Raw genomic sequence first — 16,127 nt, forward strand, 5'->3', positions numbered from 1 at the left:
TTTTATTAGTGAAGAAAAGAAAAATAAAATAAATACATATGCTATTACAATTAAAAATACAGATTAAAGGGATAACAAAACCACCAGTTTGGCGAAAGTTATTGGTTCCTGATTACTTCACATTTGATCGCTTACATCACGTGATACAAGAAGCTTTTGGCTGGCAAAATTATCACCTTTATCAATTTTCTCCGAAAGGTTTTGGATCATATCCTGAGATTGCCATAATCGACGAAGATTGGGACGAAGGAAATACCGAAGATGCTGAAATGTTAATATTGAAAGACATTTTAAATCAGACAGGGCTAAAGTTTACCTACATCTACGATTTTGGTGATAGCTGGACGCACCACATTGTCATTGAAGACATCATAGACAAGCATGTATTAAAAGCGGAGTTACTGGAGGGAAAAGGTGCTTGTCCACCGGAAGATTGCGGGAGTACCTGGGGGTATCAAAATGTAAAGGATGTCATGAAGGATATACATCATGAAGAACATAGCGAAATGCGAACCTGGCTTGGTGTAGAAGAGGGTGAAAAATGGGATCCAAACTACTTTGATCTCCAAGCTGCAAAAAAGAGAGTAGCAGCTGTATAGTGACAAAGTTCCGTAGCTCTTTATTTATCAATATAAAATTCACGGTGCTACCCATCAATAACCGATATTGTGTCCACTTCAATTGCGAACGCCTTGCGTTCGCAATTGAGCATACCTACTAAGCTGACTATATTGACCGAACGTATAACCAATAAAAATTGACAACCAGATTACTAATTACCGTCTATGTATTTTAAGTGCTTAAACGTTCTATCTAAAGTATTATCAATTAATTCACTTAATGTTTAAATATAATGAAAGTAGCACAAAAAATCGTATATTAACATTAAATCACAGTCAAATGAAACGCATATATTATCTATTCGGTTTTTCACTGCTATTCGTTACGTTAACGTCAGAAGCCAAACTTTCAACAGCCAAAGAGCATACCCAAATATCGTCCGATCCTCCTTCTGACAATATAAAAAAGTATATGATTAAAATGGCTATTTCAGATGGGTTAGATAAAAACGCTATAAAAATAGAAACCGATACTTGGGGAGATGTTATTCTTTCAGATACCTGGAGAACCATTAAATTTAAACGAGGTAGTCTGGGCGAATATACAACTGTAAGTAAGAGTGGTATTAAACTCACCATAAAAGAAGACTTTTCAGGAAATATTGTCGTAAAAGATGGAAATGGAAATGAAACTACTGTCAGAAAAAATAGCAACAGCGATTTTGATATTCCTGATTTAGACAGAAGTCCATCTACAGTTTTTAGAAATATACATGGTAATTTAGAAATACATGATGAAAAAGGAAACGTCAAAACTGTCTCCAAAAATATTTTAGGCGGCGTCGATATTCGAGATAATCAAGGCAATAGCTCAACGATATCAAAAGATATTTTAGGCAATCTGGAAATTCGTGATAACAAGGGTAATTCAACTAGGGTAACAAAAGATATCCTTGATAATCTCACTATCGATAATAATAATGGTCAACGTACCACAGTGAGAACTGATATTCTAGGTGGTAAAACGATTGAAGACAATAGCGGAAATCGAGTTTCAGTTAGAAAGGATATTTTAGGAAATTATGATGCGAGTGACAATAAAGGAAATCGAGCTTCCGTCAAGAAAGATATCCTCGGAAAAATAACTATTGATGATCCAAAAGGCATTCTAAATGAAACGGTGAGATTACAATTGATCGCAGAGCTTTCAAAGAACTAAAAAATACGCATAGAAACTAGCACTTTCATAGGGAATAATTCCAACTTATAATGTTTCGAAACATAATCGATTTTAAAGACTCACGAACCTATTTATAAGGGTTTCAACATTCCCATAGTTAAAGATTTTCAAAAGAAAATTAAAATCCCTAAAATTGCAGTCTCATTTGAAGAAAATCGGATCCCGTGTGCAATGCCAGCCGATCTATTCAAACGATCATAACGCTGCATAAATAGGCCCTAAGAAGGGAAAATAGCGAGTTGAATAACAATAAAATGATGAAAAAGATTATATTTTTTCTATTACTGATACCTTTTTGGGCTGCTGCTCAAGAGCAAAATATCCAAAACTTTGTCGTAAAGGAAAACCTGTCCAAAAATGGAAAATTGGCTGTAGTTGCATTGGATTCACTTGGAAACACCAATGAGACCATCAATGGCAATTACCTATTTACAATCAACGGTTTCTCTCAGCCACTGCAATTTCACGATGGGGTTGCTGTCCCAAATCAGAAAATTGAGTCGTCCACCTTCGTATTTTTCAGTCATAAAAATCAGCAAACTTCCAAAGGACGTTTATTTTATATCTACAAGAGCGACAGTGGCCTTTCTCCTTTTGCCATTAGCGGGCTGATGTTTTTAATTATTCCTGCAGTCGTATTAGGAATCGCTTACATGTTTAAAAAAGTGATTATGACGGCCATCGCCCTGGCTATTGTTTTCTTTCTATTCAACCATTCTCAGGGTTTGGACTTGAGCAAAATTTTTGAATCTATATTTTCAAGCCTCAGAAATCTGATCGGTTAACAAAGTAACAAATCCGGATGACGGGAAAATAATAGAACTGAAGCGATGCGTAATACATCAATTGTCATTAGAACGGCATACCGATTCCAAAATTATATTGAATAAAATTGTATCGATCCGGTCTGTGGGTTTCATAATACTGTGCCTTAAACTCTTTGGAATCAAAAAAGTGTTTGATCACCCATTGATCAGCACCTGAAAACTGCGGATCCTTTAGTTTAAGTCCGGCATCTAAGCGAATCACAAAGTAATCCGAATCGAAACGAAGTCCGAAACCGGTTCCAATAGCCACTTGCCCAAGGAATTTATTGAATTTAAACTCCCCTCCTGGATTCAGTTCTTCATCCTTCTTGAGTCGCCAAACATTTCCCATATCCATGAATGTCGCTCCATTCATCTTTGCGCCCAGAAAATTATTGAGTAATCTGAATCGGTATTCCGCATTCGCTTCCAGCTTAATTTCGCCCAACTGATCTAAATTGCGCAGGTTTAAGCGCAAATCTTCACTGAGACTCTGACGGTTATAAGCACCAGGACCCAAGGTACGTGCCTGCCAAGCACGTATGCCATTCATCCCCCCGCTATAGAAACTCTTCTCGAAAATCAACAGTTTGGAGTTGTTACCATAAGGGATCGCTATCCCTGGATTAAAACGGAAGACAAATTGCCTATTTCCGCCAAGATTTCGATAGAGCCTATAATCAAGTTCAGTTTTGGCATACTGAAGAAAGGGCACACCGAATATTTTTTTCTCACCATCAGCATTCTTAGGCAATTTTGCCAAGGAGCTAATAAGATCTAATACGTTTCCACTCACATCCAATGTTCCTCTGAAATATTGAAAGTCCTCCTTGCTATTCAATTTCTTACCATTCAGGACAAAGGTATATTGTGTTCCTAAACCAAAATACTGGCGATCGTTGCTACGTACATACAACTGGTAGCCTTCCTGTACAAGCTTGTTCCGGAAATTGGAATCCAGTCGTCCATCCCGATACTCCAAAACGATAGGCGTAAAACTATGGTACTTATTTTCTGTTTCATACCAAGAGTAATTCAGCGATGTGATAAAATAGCGGTTTGAATAGGTTTTATCTTGATCGAACAACTGCAATGTCATCGAGTAGGTCGTTTTGGGCAAACCAAACTTCCCCCCTGGATTAATATGAAAGGGCACCATCAGACGAGGAATAACCAAATTTACGCCCGCTTGAAAATCGTTATTGAATATTTTACTGGAAAGCCCTCCTGCTAAACGCGGATCAAACAATACGCCATAACGTAATTTCACTTCCAATTGCTCCGAACCACCAAAGATATTGCGTTGTGAGAATGTATTTCCAATATTGAATCCGCTCATACCTGATCTAAAAGTATACTCCCCCTCTATCTGGTTTCCCATACGAGGTCTTGGAACGAAATCATAGTGCACATCGAGTTTATTGGAATCTTTTTTGACAAACTGCATTTTGACAGAACGAAAACCATTCATCTCGTACAATCGGTCATAGGATTTATTTTCCTCCCGCAAGGAATAGTACTGACCTGAGCGTAAATACATATAACGTTCCAAAGGTTTCCACCTGAAACTATTCGTTTCATCAACAAATAAAAGGCGTTTTGCAGAATCTAGGATACGACGTGGCTCCTTCTTCGACATTGTTCCATAATTCCTTATCGTCATATAAACACTGTCTATTTGATACTTTTTATGTATCGTAGAGTCAGATGGATTTTCGACATTAATTTTCAAGTCGATCAAAGGTCCATCGAGAGTTGAATCGACCCCAGCACGCATATATTGCCTTACATAATCGTAATACCCATTGTTTCGCATCGAAACATAAAGTTTCTCCCGCTCATCAAGCAACTTTGCGGCATCGTACTGGGTATTGGATTTTACGGAAGTTTTAGGAAGTACCTCCCGTTCAAATATTGCCTTTATATCTTCATCCTCAAATTTTCGATCTATATTTCTAACTTGATAAGGGACACCTTCATCCACTTTAAAATCGATATGTGCTCGCTTTTTGGAAACTGAAATTGCAGGTTCGACCTTAGCTTTAAAGTAACCTTTTGAAAATAGAAAACGCCGGATTTGATTGGCAGACAAATCCACCATTGCCGAATCCAGCAAGTGAGGTGGTTCGCCGACATTCCGAATTTTCTTGGTTTTATAGCGTCCGTTTTTAGTATTGAACGTATTGTAAATAAATAGATTTACCCTTGAATTAGGTCTTATTTGATTGGAGATATACGTTTCGGATGATTCTTTCAATGCAGGGGTGACACCAGAAATCTGTAGTTTTGTAACCAGAGCTTGGTCATCGTCAAGATATTTTGAAGACCGGCATGATGCAAAAAATAACACTAAAAGAGTTATACTTGCAAATCCGATAAAACGAGTATACTTAATCATCAATAAAAATGTTGTCAAAAGCGCAAATCAGTCTAATAACGTCTCTACAAAATAAAAAGTATAGAAAACAACACGGCCTGTTTATCGTTGAGGGTATAAAATCCGTGATGGAATTTATTTCATCAAGTTATGAGGTTGAGTCTATTTTCTACACGGACGACGCCAACACAAAAGTGGGTAAAATCTCGCATAATATAAAATCCCATGAACTAACGGAAACTGAATTCCAAAAGATTAGTGCACTGAAATCGCCACAAGGTATACTCGCTTTGGTCAAACTTCCTTTACAGCAAAAAATTGTACCAAGTAATTTAAAAAATAAGTTTAGCCTTGTACTCGATGATGTGCAGGATCCAGGCAATCTTGGGACAATTATCCGCACGGCGGAGTGGTTTGGAATCGAACATATTATCTGTTCCATTGGCACTGTAGACGCTTACAATCCGAAAGTAGTGCAAGCAACTATGGGCTCATTGGCAAGACTGCAGATCCACTATACTGATTTAACTGATTTTATTCCGGCTACTGGATTGAAAGTATATGGCGCCCTACTTGATGGTCAATCCATTTATCAGACTGTATGGGCTGATGAGGGGCTAATTGTTATGGGTAACGAAGGAAATGGCATCAGCGACGAAATAATAGCTTTGATCGATCAAGCTGTCACTATACCTCGCCTAGGGCAAGCCGAATCATTGAATGTAGCCGTAGCAACAACGATCTTCTGTAGTGAGATTTCCAGACAAAAATTGACCTAAAAACAGATTCTATTTGATACTTAGAGCTTTTGATGTAATCCAATCCTATTTCCTTCCAAATCTTCAATCTCTGCGACGGCAAAGCCCAAGTCGGTATGAAAGGTGGCTGGATATACCCTTCCATATTTAAACTCTGATCTTCATGAAAAATATCAATTTTAATAGAGAAAAAGCCCCGTAGCGACATTTTTCTATTCGTTTAAAAGATTCGATTAATTTTTATCAAAAGAAAAAGCTTAATCGCTCCAAAAACTGTACATTTGAACAGTTCAATTGAAAGACGGATCGATACCGCTATCCATGTTCTTTTTTGAATATTCACACACGATAAAATTACACCATGCCCGCTGAACAGAAATCCATCTATACGTTACAATTTATTTTACTTTGCTTAAGCTCACTCCTATTTTCTTCTAGTTTCAATATGATTATTCCGGAACTACCCAATTATCTGAGCAGTTTGGGGGGTGCGGAGTACAAAGGGCTAATTATAGCATTGTTTACTTTGACTGCTGGAATTTCGCGGCCTTTTAGTGGTAAATTGACCGATCGGTGGGGACGTGTACCGGTCATGGCAATTGGATCCATCGTCTGTTTCATCTGTGGTTTTCTTTATCCCATTTTAACGTCAGTCGCGGGCTTCCTATTCTTACGATTGATACATGGTTTTTCCACCGGTTTTAAACCTACCTCAACTTCTGCGTATGTCGCCGATCTGGTTCCTCAAAAAAGATGGGGTGAGGCTCTTGGCATGCATGGACTGGCTTTTAGCGTCGGTACAGCTGTTGGCCCAGCAATTGGAAGTGCCATTTTCGAGGCCTTTGGTATCAATGTTATGTTTTATTGTTCTTCTTTCATGGCACTTCTCTCCATTCTTATCGTCATTAACATGAAAGAAACACTGGCGAAAAAAGAAAAATTCAATCTTTCCATGCTCAAAATAAACCGCAAGGATATTATTGAATGGCGTGCCCTTCCAGCTGGAATCGTCACGTTTTTATCTTATACCGCTTATGGAGTCATTTTAACTTTAATTCCCGATTGGAGTGAATACCTGGGACTTAAAAATAAAGGGCTATTTTTTCTGGCATTTACAATCGCATCGGTGCTGATACGTTTCGTATCCGGCAAAGTTTCGGACCGTTACGGGAGACCAAAAGTCATTGTTGTCGGAATAGTCATTATTGCTATTGCACTCGTTGCTATCGGTATGGGCAATAGTTTCATTGGAATGATGATCGGCGCAAGCATCTATGGCGTGGGCACAGGTATACTCTCCCCTGCCGTCAATGCTTGGACGATCGACCTAAGCCTACCTGAACATCGGGGCAAGGCAGTAGCAACCATGTATATCTCACTTGAAGCTGGAATAGGGCTTGGCGCACTGCTCGCTGGATTATACTATAGTGATGTTATCCTCCGGATTCCAGTCATTATGTATGCCAATGCAGTAGTTTTGCTACTGGCACTGACCTATATGCTGAGCTGGCAGAGAAAGCACAAAGCCCACTAGCCTTTATTGCTTTTACAAACTCATGCAGGACAAAACCTCATTTCCTCTTTAAATGTATTTCTCAATGGATAGCGGAGAAATCAGTAAACTGCGCAGTAATTCGAGTACCGAGAAGAACAGATAAGATCGAATACATGTTTTTATATGCCACGCAATTATATTGCATCACTTGCGTCCTAAACGTTTAAAAAGTGGCGGTGATTGGATATAGCAAAGTTGCTATATTTAAATTGCAAAATTATAACACACCGCCATGATAAATTTAAATGTTTTTAGTCAGATTTTATCTCTTATCGACCGCGAATTATTCAAAGATTTGGTTTCAAAGCACAAAAGTGACAAACATCAGAAAGGGATCAACAGCTGGACGCATCTAGTCAGTATGCTTTTCTGTCATTTTTCCTCGGCAGATTCGGTCCGTGATATTAGTAACGGTCTACGCAGTACCACTGGTAATCTGAACCACTTAGGTGTAGTAAGAGCTCCAAGTAAGTCTAATATATCCTATATCAACACACACCGTACCCATGAACTTTTCAAAGATCTTTACTATTCTGTTTTGGATAGGCTTTGGCAAAAGGACACCCATTTTCGCAAAGAGCTTGTTCAGCTAAAGCGTAAAGTATATCTGATGGATGCAAGCATCATCCCCTTATGTCTATCTGTATTTGACTGGGCAAAGTTTCGTAGCACCAAAGGTGCCGTAAAGCTGCACACTGTCTTGGATTATGATGGCTGCCTACCTGTTTTTATGCAGATTACCGATGGAAAAGTACATGAGAGCCAGCGAGCCGGTAGTTACAGTTTTTCCAAGGGAAGCGTGGTGGTAGTGGACCGTGGCTACGTGGATTACAGCTGGCTTGGGGATTTGGACAGCAGGGGTTGTTATTTTGTTACCAGGAGTAAAGTGAACATGAAGTACAACGTTATCAAGTCCTACCAGAACGATGCCCTTAAGGAAAAGGGCATCCTTAAGGATGAGCTCATTGAGCTTTCCGGCGCTGCCCGCAATAAATACAATTCCACACCGTTACGCCTGATCCACTTTTGGGACAGCACCACTGGCAATGAGTACCACTTTTTGACCAATAATACGAAGTGGAAGGCTTCTTTGGTGGCAAACATCTATAAACAACGCTGGCATATCGAAGTCTTCTTCAAGCATCTAAAGCAGCGCTTAAAAGTATCGACATTCATAGGGACTTCTGAAAATGCAGTGATGATCCAGATCTGGACTTCACTCATTGGCATATTACTGTTAAAATACTTACAAAAAAAGGCCAAATATGACTGGAACCTGTCCAATCTGGTCGCATTCATCAGAATGAATATCTTCGTGAAAATAAACATCTGGCAATGGATAGATGATCCCTTTCTCAGGCCGCCTATAAAAGGAAAAAAGGGACAGCTAAAGATCTTCGCAGATTGAAAAATAGGGGTCAATATCGAAATGATGAAAAAAGCTATGCTTGTACCACAGAAATCCAATCTTAAAATTTATTTAGGACACATATGTTAGGGAAATATTTAAAAATAAGCAATCGAAATCTTATTTAAAAAAACAGAACTAATTATTTGTTAGAGAATATTTTTTATAAATATTCTCCAATATCTCTTCCTAATTTTGTATTAAATCTTTAATATATATTTGCTTATAGAATAAAAAAAACAAGAGTGGATAACGATTTATTATTCACTCTTGTAAGATATAGTAAATTGGAAATTAAGTACTAAGTTTTAAGATTATTTTTTGTTGAACCTGCCTGTATTTTGACATCTTCTACTCTGGAAGTCACCTGATCTTTCAGTTTATCAAAACCATCTGTCACCGAATTAGCGACATTACTTGCCGTCTCTTTAACACTCGCAGAAGCATTGTTAAACTGGTCCTTCACGGCGTCACTAAGTTCTCCATATTTATTCTTTGCCTGATCCTTTAAATCATCTGACTTTTTCTTAATTTTCTTTCTCGTTTCTTCTCCACTGTCCGGAGCAAACAATAGTCCTAGTAGTGCTCCAATAGCAGCACCGGCCAGCATTCCCAGAACTAAGCCTGATTTATTGTCTTTGTTGTTGCACATGGTAATTTTATATTAAGTGGTTTGTAATTAAATGTATATAAACAAAAAATACAATTAACATACCAACTTAACCAGTCTTCAAAATAAAGACAAAGTTTAGGTAATAATCGGAAATGTTAACCGTACTTAAACCTATCACATCATTTATTCATTGCTTTTCAAAATAAAATCTCATTAAAGCTTCATTTGCCTTAATTTCTGTCTAATATCCTAAATAGACAATATCTCGGAAGCTTAGCAGTTATTAAATTATGATATTAACATCCATTTATTTAAACTTGTTCTATATCAGTTATTACAGACTAACCTAAGCTTATATGGTAATTATCAACAATTTTGAAGAATATAAATCCTACGAGGGAAAACTTATAGGGGCTTCTCTGTGGCATACGATTAACCAGAAGCAGATCGATCTCTTTGCTGAGGCAACTCATGACCATCAATGGATACATGTCGACCGACAAAAAGCCGAGAAAGAAGGTCCCTTTTCTTCAACGATTGCACATGGGTACCTGACTTTATCCCTGATTCCTTATCTCTGGAAACAGATTGCAGATGTTAGAAACGTGAAAATGGAAATCAATTATGGAATAGAAAATTTTAAATTTGGACAAGCCGTTCCTGTAAATAGTGAAGTACAACTCCAGGCCACCGCAAAATCCATCTGTAACCTTCGCGGAACAGTAAAAGTGATTATTGAAGCTAAACTTGTAATCAAAAATCAAATTAAACCAGCTTACATCGGGAATGTTATATTTTTATATCATTTCAATACCTAAACCCGCTCTATTTACCTGTTTCAGCATTTGCCGCATCCACGGGTTTTGATTCTGGTGATCCTTTTTGACGGAGAAAGATTGTAAGGATCACAATGGAGGCAACCGACAGGAATTCGCTTTGCCAATTTTGGAATGTCTCAAACCAAAACTGCGGTTCGGCAAGAAAGTCCAATAAACTTTTTTCGGGTTTGCCACGTAAGGTTTCCTGAAGGTTGGCATCTTTAAAACTACCATATAAATGTCCCGCCCAGCTGAAAATGAATAGGATTACAAATGCGATTGATAGCGAGTTTTGATAAAGAATCAGACGCCATCCTCCTTTCTTTACCGGCCGAGGAGCACCATTGCGTGTGGGATCGGGCAACCTATCCACTTCTTCTTGTTTTTCCGGATCTTTTGATTCAGCCGATCCAACCTGCCGCAAGGAGATTGTAAGCATTACGTAAAGTGCCATCTGTAAAAATTCACTTTGGAAATTTTCAAAAGTTGCCGAGAAAAAATGGCCACTTCCTAAATAAGAATAAAATCTAATTTCATGCGCCCCTAAATCTTTCAGCTCTTCATTGTGTTCCTTCCATCCAAAAAATGCCTGAGCTCCCAATGCTAAAACAAACAAGGAAATAAAAACAATCGACAGACTATTTCTATAAAAAAAACTTTGCTTTTTATTATTCATGGCTTCTTAAAAGATTTTATAACAGTTTTAATAATGTCTTCAATCGTGCAGTACACAATTTCGCGGGCTGATCCGCTGAATACTTTCCTATGTTCAATCGTTTTTTCTTTGATCAAAATGCAGTAAAACATCGTTCCTACAGGCTTTCCAGGGCCTTCGCTTCCACCAGGAGTTGTAAGGCCGGTAACAGCAACAACAACATCGGCATCCATCATCTTTTTAACCCGGAACGCCATCTCTTTAGTTACTTCGGCAGATTCCGGTGTGTATTTCTCTATAAGTCCTTTAGGCACCCCTAGAATTTTTTCTTTTATATGCGCATCATAACAGACTATACCACCCCGCAAAATCTCCCCAGAATGTTCGCTTTGTGAAAATTCAAACGCTAACATCCCTGCCGTTGCACTTTCCGCAAAAGCGATCGTGTATTTAGCAGTAGCAAGGAGATTGCTACACTCTTCGATTAATTCTTTTAAATCCCTCATATTTCTGTTTTTAGAATTTAATTTTATTAATACTAATATCTTCACTAAAATACTGCATATAAACAACACCCAAACCGTCAAGGTTTACCGTATTTTTAAATTCCTGAAGCGCAGGTTTAAACAAAATTGCCTCTTATTTTTTAACAAGTGTTAAATTTCTTTTATTGAACCAAAATGGTATAGCCTTGGTTATCTATGAAATACACTTAAAAATTTTTATTATGGCAACAACAAAATCTGTACCGGCGAAAAATGCCGCAAAGAAACCTTCCGGAAATACCGGAAAAATGAAAGACAGTGAATTCCACGAATTTTTCGTTGATGAATTAAAAGACATTTATTGGGCAGAGAAACACCTTGTGAAAGCTTTACCTAAAATGCAAAAAGCAGCGACCAGTGAAAAACTTGCAGCTGCATTTGAAAAGCATACCAAGGAAACTCAGACACATATAGAAACACTTGAACAGGTATTTGAAAAATTGGGAGAAAAAGCTGTCGCAAAAAAATGTGACGCTATGCAGGGTTTGCTTGATGAAGCAGATTCCATTATCTCTGACACAGACAAAGGAACCTTTACAAGAGATGCAGGTCTTATCCTTGCCGCACAAAAAGTTGAACATTACGAGATCGCAACTTACGGAACACTTCGCACATTTGCAGAAACGATGGGCCATGATGATGTGGCTGCACTGCTCCAGCAAACACTGGATAATGAAAAAGATACTGACGAAGCATTGACGGGTGTAGCTGAAGGGTTCATCAACGAGCAAGCGGCAGAGGAATAGTCAAAATTAAGGTAATCCGAACAATAAAAAACCAAAATCATTAAACATTGTTCTATTATTACGTTTTATAAAATAGGTATATATCAAAAGCTTTGGGCTCCCAGCTCAAGGCTTTTTTATGAAAACAATAGGCCTCTATATTTGTTATTGGCATTAACTCAACTATATTAAGTACATTTCATGTTTAGAGGTCGAATTTAGTAATTCGACCTTTTATATTTTTGTTAGCCATTTTTCCTCAAATTTCCATCTCGGTTATCCAACTATTGAGATCAAGATTATGGCATTTTTTGAAGTGAAGTGAGTGAAAGCTCATTTAAGACAAAGTAATAGCACGGTGATCTTGATCGAAGAGGTGGATCTGGAAAAAAAATCAGAGTGTCCTCGCCCGCGCAGTACCTCGTTAACTATGTTTTGATCTAGAAACAAAAAATTACTCATGATCCTTTGGATCACTTGCGTGTTTCATGCATTTAATTTTGGTTATCTATCGATATATTTTTCAGTTACCTTCCAAACATCGGATTTTTCAATATTCTGTAAAACCCATGCTTTGGCTGCTATGGCAGTTCCAGCGACAGTTGTATAGGGAGCAACATACATATTAATTTGATCCGGCTCAATTACCTCGATATCACCCGTGGAAATCGCACCATCTGAAAAATCGATAATTACCTCGATATACACGCAGTCCATTAACGGTCGAAAATTAAACTTTCCCAGGCTACCTGTATAAATATGTGTATTGTCAAAGTTTATATGTCTCATAACGCTTATAGTGAATCACTCTTAAGACTCATCTTTGGTATTCTTGACAAGACTTATTCCATAAGAGAAGAAAATAAGCGCCTAGATACCGACTACCGCCAAATTTGTATAAGCGGTGCTTTTCATGATGAGTTCATAGCCTGTAAATTAATCCTCCTATCCCTAATATTGTCAGAATAGTTCCGAATATCCGTTTTACGTTCATAATTTCTTTATTATTTGTTTAATTTCTGATTATCCGAAAATTTTTCTATTGCAGCTTTAAGATCGATGCCTTTACCAAGAATAGGTTTAAAAATATCACCTTCAGACTGCATTCGTTCTATCGCATTGAAAATATGGAAGTCAGACATTTTTAGGCCTTTCTTGACTTCATCCCAATGCAAAGGCATTGATACAGTTGCGCCCGTTTTTGGTCGAACGGAGTAAACCGAGGCAATGGTGGCATGCGGCCTGTTCTGTAGAAAATCAAGGTACATTTTCCCCTTACGATCTTTAATAGCACGTTCAAGAGTGGTATAATCAGGTAGCTCTCGATGCACCAGCGTTACAATAACACGTGCAAATTCCTTGCACTGTTCATAGGTATATTTATTACCTAATGGGATGTATATATGCAATCCTGTTGAGCCGCTCGTTTTACAATATGAGGGTACGCCCATGTCATCAAGAATTTGCTTAGTAACCTGTGCTGCTTCAATTACCTGATCAAACGAATTCTTGTCAGGATCTAGATCGATGATGCAATAGGTGGGATGTTCCGGCTTTTTAACGGTACTGTTCCAGGGATTCATTTCGATGCATCCCAAATTGGCCATGTACAGTAATGTCGCCTCGTCTTTTCCGACGAGATAATGCCTGACTTTATCATCAGAATCACTGTGATAAAGGTAAGTATCGGCCCATTCCGGTGCTGTATCAGTGACATTTTTAAAATAGAAACCTTCGTCCTCTATTCCGTTTGGAAACCTGTTCATGCTCTGTGGCCTTCCTTTTAGATAAGGTAGGATAAAGGGTGCTGCCTGATAATAATAGTTGATCAGATCCCTTTTCGTAATTTTTTCTTTCGGCCAGAATATTTTGTCCAGGTTGGTAAATTTTAGTTCGTGCTTATTGATCTTTCTGACCTGCGTCTTATCATTAGGATTCAGCAAGGTCTTACGGCCATTGTCAGATCGTGAAGGTACAATTGACCTTGTATTATCCTCTTCGATTATTTCTTCAATAGGTTCTTCATTTTCAAGCACGACTTTCTTAGCACTTTTATCTTCCCGCATACCATCAAATGATGGATGCCGCATTACCCCATCGCTGGTCATTTCCGTAAAACTCACCTCACACACAAGTTCGGGTTTAAGCCATGTTACGGTTGCATGGGGTGGATTGGGTCTGAACCGCGAAGGTTTATTGACATCGGGCTCTTCGGCAAAGGGCACTTTCTTTGTAATCAAAGGCTTGAATTGCGCCATCATTTCTTTCTGCATTTTCTCATTGAATCCAGTACCTACCTTACCCGTATAGACCAGTTTTTTACCTTCATATACGCCAACGAGGATACTGCTAAAGAGTTTGTTGGAATCGTCGTTTAAGGTAAATCCGCCAATGACTACTTCCTGCCGCTTATTGGCTTTTATCTTGAGCCAATCGCGTGAACGGTTATGGATATGATATATGCTGTCCTTCCGTTTGGCCATAATCCCTTCAAGACCGAGTTTTTTGGCTTCCTCCAAGAAAGCAATACCCGAAGTTTCAAAATGTTCACTTACTAATATATTATCGCTCTTAGGCAGGATTTCTTTCAATATGGCTTTACGCTCGCAAAGTGTTAATTCAGTAAGATCTTTCTCTTTGTACCATAAGATATCGAATATATAATAAACCAGATCGCCGTCCGCTTCACTCCGCCAGTTCTGTAATGAACCGAAATTCGCGGTACCATTTTTGGAGAGTACAACAACCTCACCATCAATAATGGCATCAAGATCCATATCTTTTAACGCGTCATATACCGGATAAAACTTTTCATTAAAGCTTTTATCATTGCGCGATTTAAGCTCTACCTTACTACCTTTCATAAATGCTACGGCTCTATAGCCGTCCCATTTCACTTCATAAATCCAGCCTTCGTCATCAAAAGGTTTATCGACAAGGGTAGCAAGCATAGGTTCCACAATGGTATAAAAAGCCTGTTTGGGTGCCTTTTTTAATAATTCGGCAACTTTTTTTGATGCTTTTATTCCTTGTGCAGGTACAGCCTCCAACTGATCAGTTATTATTTCCTCCGCCTCCTTTGCAGATGACTTTTTATCCTTTACTGTGGTATCTTTCTTGATGATGTTTTTCCCATACACCCTGTCCGGTGATTTTTCCATCTGGGCAATGGTCTTTTTTGAAATAACGGATTTATCTTTAAGTGTAACATCATCCGTTGTGGCATATTTGTCATCAAGCTTAAATAATAGCCACCCATTCTCGCCCCTTCCATGGGCCTTCACAAGAACAAACTCACCTTTGAGCTTACTGCCATTGAGTTTGAATTTTATTTTTCCTGAATTGAGCTGATGGAGCAGACTTTTTTCCATCTTTTTAAGATCTTCCCCTTCAAAATCAACTGCTTCATAGGTTCCCTCATCCCACACAATCACTGTTCCGCCACCGTACTGTCCTTTAGGGATGATGCCTTCAAAATTGCGGTAATCATAGGGATGATCTTCGACCATCATGGCCAGACGTTGAATTTCAGGGTCCAACGATGGCCCTTTTGGAACCGCCCAGCTTTTTAAAACGCCGTCCATTTCCAGACGAAAATCATAATGCAAATGGGAAGCATCATGTTTTTGTACTACAAAGCGCAACTCTTTCCCACTCGGCTTCCCGCCGAAAGGTTCCGGGGTTTTCTCCTCCGAACGCTTTTGGCGATATTTAGATAATCCCATAGCTTTATAATTTAAATGTTATTCGAATTAATGAAAAACAAGGTTTTACTTTCCGTGACGCTTCTTCAAATAATCTGTTAGCACTTTTCTATCGTTTGATCCGGTAGCACGTATAGCTCCTGTAACTGCCTGGGAACTCACACCCATTTTTTCCTTAAAATATTGGATTTCGTAATTCTCTGATCCGCTTACTTTATTTCTGTCGGATTTTCCTTTTTTTGATTTGTTGTCTGTCATAATAATAGTTTAAAAGATTACAATTCAGTATTTCGATTTTTAATTAAACCTTAAGCTGGCAATCAAATATTTATATAACATCAGGCGATATAAATTCGATTGATT

The 16,127-nt window shown here is 38.3% G+C and carries 15 protein-coding genes; 8 read left to right on the top strand and 7 right to left on the bottom strand.

The features are described from left to right. Positions 1-38 precede the first annotated feature (38 nt). The 3 genes from AACH28_RS08170 to AACH28_RS08180 all read left to right on the top strand — a co-directional run bounded on the left by AACH28_RS08170 (position 39) and on the right by AACH28_RS08180 (position 2,585). Entirely contained in the window at positions 39-599 is a 561-nt protein-coding gene (locus tag AACH28_RS08170; RefSeq protein ID WP_341832689.1) for a plasmid pRiA4b ORF-3 family protein, read from the top strand. Between the two features lie 301 nt (positions 600-900). Next, entirely contained in the window at positions 901-1,779 is an 879-nt protein-coding gene (locus AACH28_RS08175) for a hypothetical protein (RefSeq protein WP_341832690.1), read from the top strand. Positions 1,780-2,054: 275 nt separating this feature from the next. After that, positions 2,055-2,585, top strand: coding sequence for a hypothetical protein (locus tag AACH28_RS08180; RefSeq protein ID WP_341832691.1), 531 nt, complete (start codon positions 2,055-2,057; stop codon positions 2,583-2,585). Positions 2,586-2,652: 67 nt separating this feature from the next. Here AACH28_RS08180 and AACH28_RS08185 read toward each other — a convergent pair whose 3' ends face one another. Then, complete coding sequence (locus tag AACH28_RS08185) at positions 2,653-5,004, bottom strand: BamA/TamA family outer membrane protein (protein WP_341832692.1); 2,352 nt, start codon at positions 5,002-5,004, stop codon at positions 2,653-2,655. A gap of 8 nt (positions 5,005-5,012) precedes the next feature. Between AACH28_RS08185 and AACH28_RS08190 the strand changes: the two genes are divergently transcribed. The 3 genes from AACH28_RS08190 to AACH28_RS08200 all read left to right on the top strand — a co-directional run bounded on the left by AACH28_RS08190 (position 5,013) and on the right by AACH28_RS08200 (position 8,704). Further along, entirely contained in the window at positions 5,013-5,762 is a 750-nt protein-coding gene (locus AACH28_RS08190; RefSeq protein WP_088160719.1) for an RNA methyltransferase, read from the top strand. A gap of 340 nt (positions 5,763-6,102) precedes the next feature. Then, positions 6,103-7,275, top strand: a complete 1,173-nt coding sequence (locus AACH28_RS08195; protein WP_182332949.1) for an MFS transporter — start codon at positions 6,103-6,105, stop codon at positions 7,273-7,275. A gap of 253 nt (positions 7,276-7,528) precedes the next feature. Next, complete coding sequence (locus AACH28_RS08200) at positions 7,529-8,704, top strand: IS4 family transposase (protein ID WP_341832693.1); 1,176 nt, start codon at positions 7,529-7,531, stop codon at positions 8,702-8,704. A gap of 301 nt (positions 8,705-9,005) precedes the next feature. Here the strand turns inward: AACH28_RS08200 and AACH28_RS08205 are convergent, their stop codons facing one another. After that, positions 9,006-9,356, bottom strand: coding sequence for a YtxH domain-containing protein (locus tag AACH28_RS08205; protein ID WP_312353109.1), 351 nt, complete (start codon positions 9,354-9,356; stop codon positions 9,006-9,008). A gap of 317 nt (positions 9,357-9,673) precedes the next feature. On the opposite strand from AACH28_RS08205, the gene AACH28_RS08210 reads away from it, so the two are divergent. Beyond that, a complete protein-coding gene (locus tag AACH28_RS08210; protein WP_312353107.1) occupies positions 9,674-10,135 on the top strand; it encodes a MaoC family dehydratase in 462 nt (153 codons plus the stop codon). A gap of 7 nt (positions 10,136-10,142) precedes the next feature. Here AACH28_RS08210 and AACH28_RS08215 read toward each other — a convergent pair whose 3' ends face one another. Then, positions 10,143-10,811: a DUF6766 family protein gene (locus tag AACH28_RS08215; RefSeq protein ID WP_312353105.1), complete on the bottom strand. Its 669-nt coding sequence runs from the start codon at positions 10,809-10,811 to the stop codon at positions 10,143-10,145. Further along, positions 10,808-11,296 carry a CinA family protein gene (locus tag AACH28_RS08220; RefSeq protein WP_312353103.1) on the bottom strand — a complete coding sequence of 163 codons (489 nt, stop codon included), beginning with the start codon at positions 11,294-11,296 and terminating at the stop codon, positions 10,808-10,810. Before AACH28_RS08220 ends, AACH28_RS08215 begins: the two co-directional genes overlap by 4 nt. Before the next feature lie 221 nt (positions 11,297-11,517). On the opposite strand from AACH28_RS08220, the gene AACH28_RS08225 reads away from it, so the two are divergent. Then, positions 11,518-12,081: a ferritin-like domain-containing protein gene (locus tag AACH28_RS08225; protein ID WP_312353102.1), complete on the top strand. Its 564-nt coding sequence runs from the start codon at positions 11,518-11,520 to the stop codon at positions 12,079-12,081. Between the two features lie 483 nt (positions 12,082-12,564). Here the strand turns inward: AACH28_RS08225 and AACH28_RS08230 are convergent, their stop codons facing one another. The 3 genes from AACH28_RS08230 to AACH28_RS08240 all read right to left on the bottom strand — a co-directional run bounded on the left by AACH28_RS08230 (position 12,565) and on the right by AACH28_RS08240 (position 16,022). Continuing rightward, positions 12,565-12,849, bottom strand: coding sequence for a hypothetical protein (locus tag AACH28_RS08230; RefSeq protein WP_312353099.1), 285 nt, complete (start codon positions 12,847-12,849; stop codon positions 12,565-12,567). A gap of 215 nt (positions 12,850-13,064) precedes the next feature. Then, a complete protein-coding gene (gene ligD / locus AACH28_RS08235; RefSeq protein ID WP_341832694.1) occupies positions 13,065-15,785 on the bottom strand; it encodes a DNA ligase D in 2,721 nt (906 codons plus the stop codon). A 45-nt stretch (positions 15,786-15,830) separates the two neighbouring features. Beyond that, a complete protein-coding gene (locus AACH28_RS08240) occupies positions 15,831-16,022 on the bottom strand; it encodes a DUF3606 domain-containing protein (protein ID WP_240582336.1) in 192 nt (63 codons plus the stop codon). Positions 16,023-16,127 lie beyond the last annotated feature (105 nt).

Origin of the sequence: Sphingobacterium thalpophilum (assembly GCF_038396785.1) — a bacterium.
Taxonomy (GTDB): domain Bacteria; phylum Bacteroidota; class Bacteroidia; order Sphingobacteriales; family Sphingobacteriaceae; genus Sphingobacterium; species Sphingobacterium thalpophilum_A.

Excerpts from the sequence above, each read along its gene's own strand:
- AACH28_RS08220 (WP_312353103.1), bottom strand. The coding sequence starts at position 11,296 with ATGAGGGATTTAAAAGAATTAATCGAAGAGTGTAGCAATCTCCTTGCT.
- AACH28_RS08195 (WP_182332949.1), top strand. The coding sequence starts at position 6,103 with ATGCCCGCTGAACAGAAATCCATCTATACGTTACAATTTATTTTACTT.
- AACH28_RS08205 (WP_312353109.1), bottom strand. The coding sequence starts at position 9,356 with ATGTGCAACAACAAAGACAATAAATCAGGCTTAGTTCTGGGAATGCTG.
- AACH28_RS08180 (WP_341832691.1), top strand. The coding sequence starts at position 2,055 with ATGATGAAAAAGATTATATTTTTTCTATTACTGATACCTTTTTGGGCT.
- AACH28_RS08230 (WP_312353099.1), bottom strand. The coding sequence starts at position 12,849 with ATGAGACATATAAACTTTGACAATACACATATTTATACAGGTAGCCTG.
- AACH28_RS08225 (WP_312353102.1), top strand. The coding sequence starts at position 11,518 with ATGGCAACAACAAAATCTGTACCGGCGAAAAATGCCGCAAAGAAACCT.
- AACH28_RS08210 (WP_312353107.1), top strand. The coding sequence starts at position 9,674 with ATGGTAATTATCAACAATTTTGAAGAATATAAATCCTACGAGGGAAAA.
- AACH28_RS08185 (WP_341832692.1), bottom strand. The coding sequence starts at position 5,004 with ATGATTAAGTATACTCGTTTTATCGGATTTGCAAGTATAACTCTTTTA.
- AACH28_RS08170 (WP_341832689.1), top strand. The coding sequence starts at position 39 with ATGCTATTACAATTAAAAATACAGATTAAAGGGATAACAAAACCACCA.
- AACH28_RS08175 (WP_341832690.1), top strand. The coding sequence starts at position 901 with ATGAAACGCATATATTATCTATTCGGTTTTTCACTGCTATTCGTTACG.
- AACH28_RS08190 (WP_088160719.1), top strand. The coding sequence starts at position 5,013 with ATGTTGTCAAAAGCGCAAATCAGTCTAATAACGTCTCTACAAAATAAA.
- AACH28_RS08240 (WP_240582336.1), bottom strand. The coding sequence starts at position 16,022 with ATGACAGACAACAAATCAAAAAAAGGAAAATCCGACAGAAATAAAGTA.
- ligD (WP_341832694.1), bottom strand. The coding sequence starts at position 15,785 with ATGGGATTATCTAAATATCGCCAAAAGCGTTCGGAGGAGAAAACCCCG.
- AACH28_RS08200 (WP_341832693.1), top strand. The coding sequence starts at position 7,529 with ATGATAAATTTAAATGTTTTTAGTCAGATTTTATCTCTTATCGACCGC.
- AACH28_RS08215 (WP_312353105.1), bottom strand. The coding sequence starts at position 10,811 with ATGAATAATAAAAAGCAAAGTTTTTTTTATAGAAATAGTCTGTCGATT.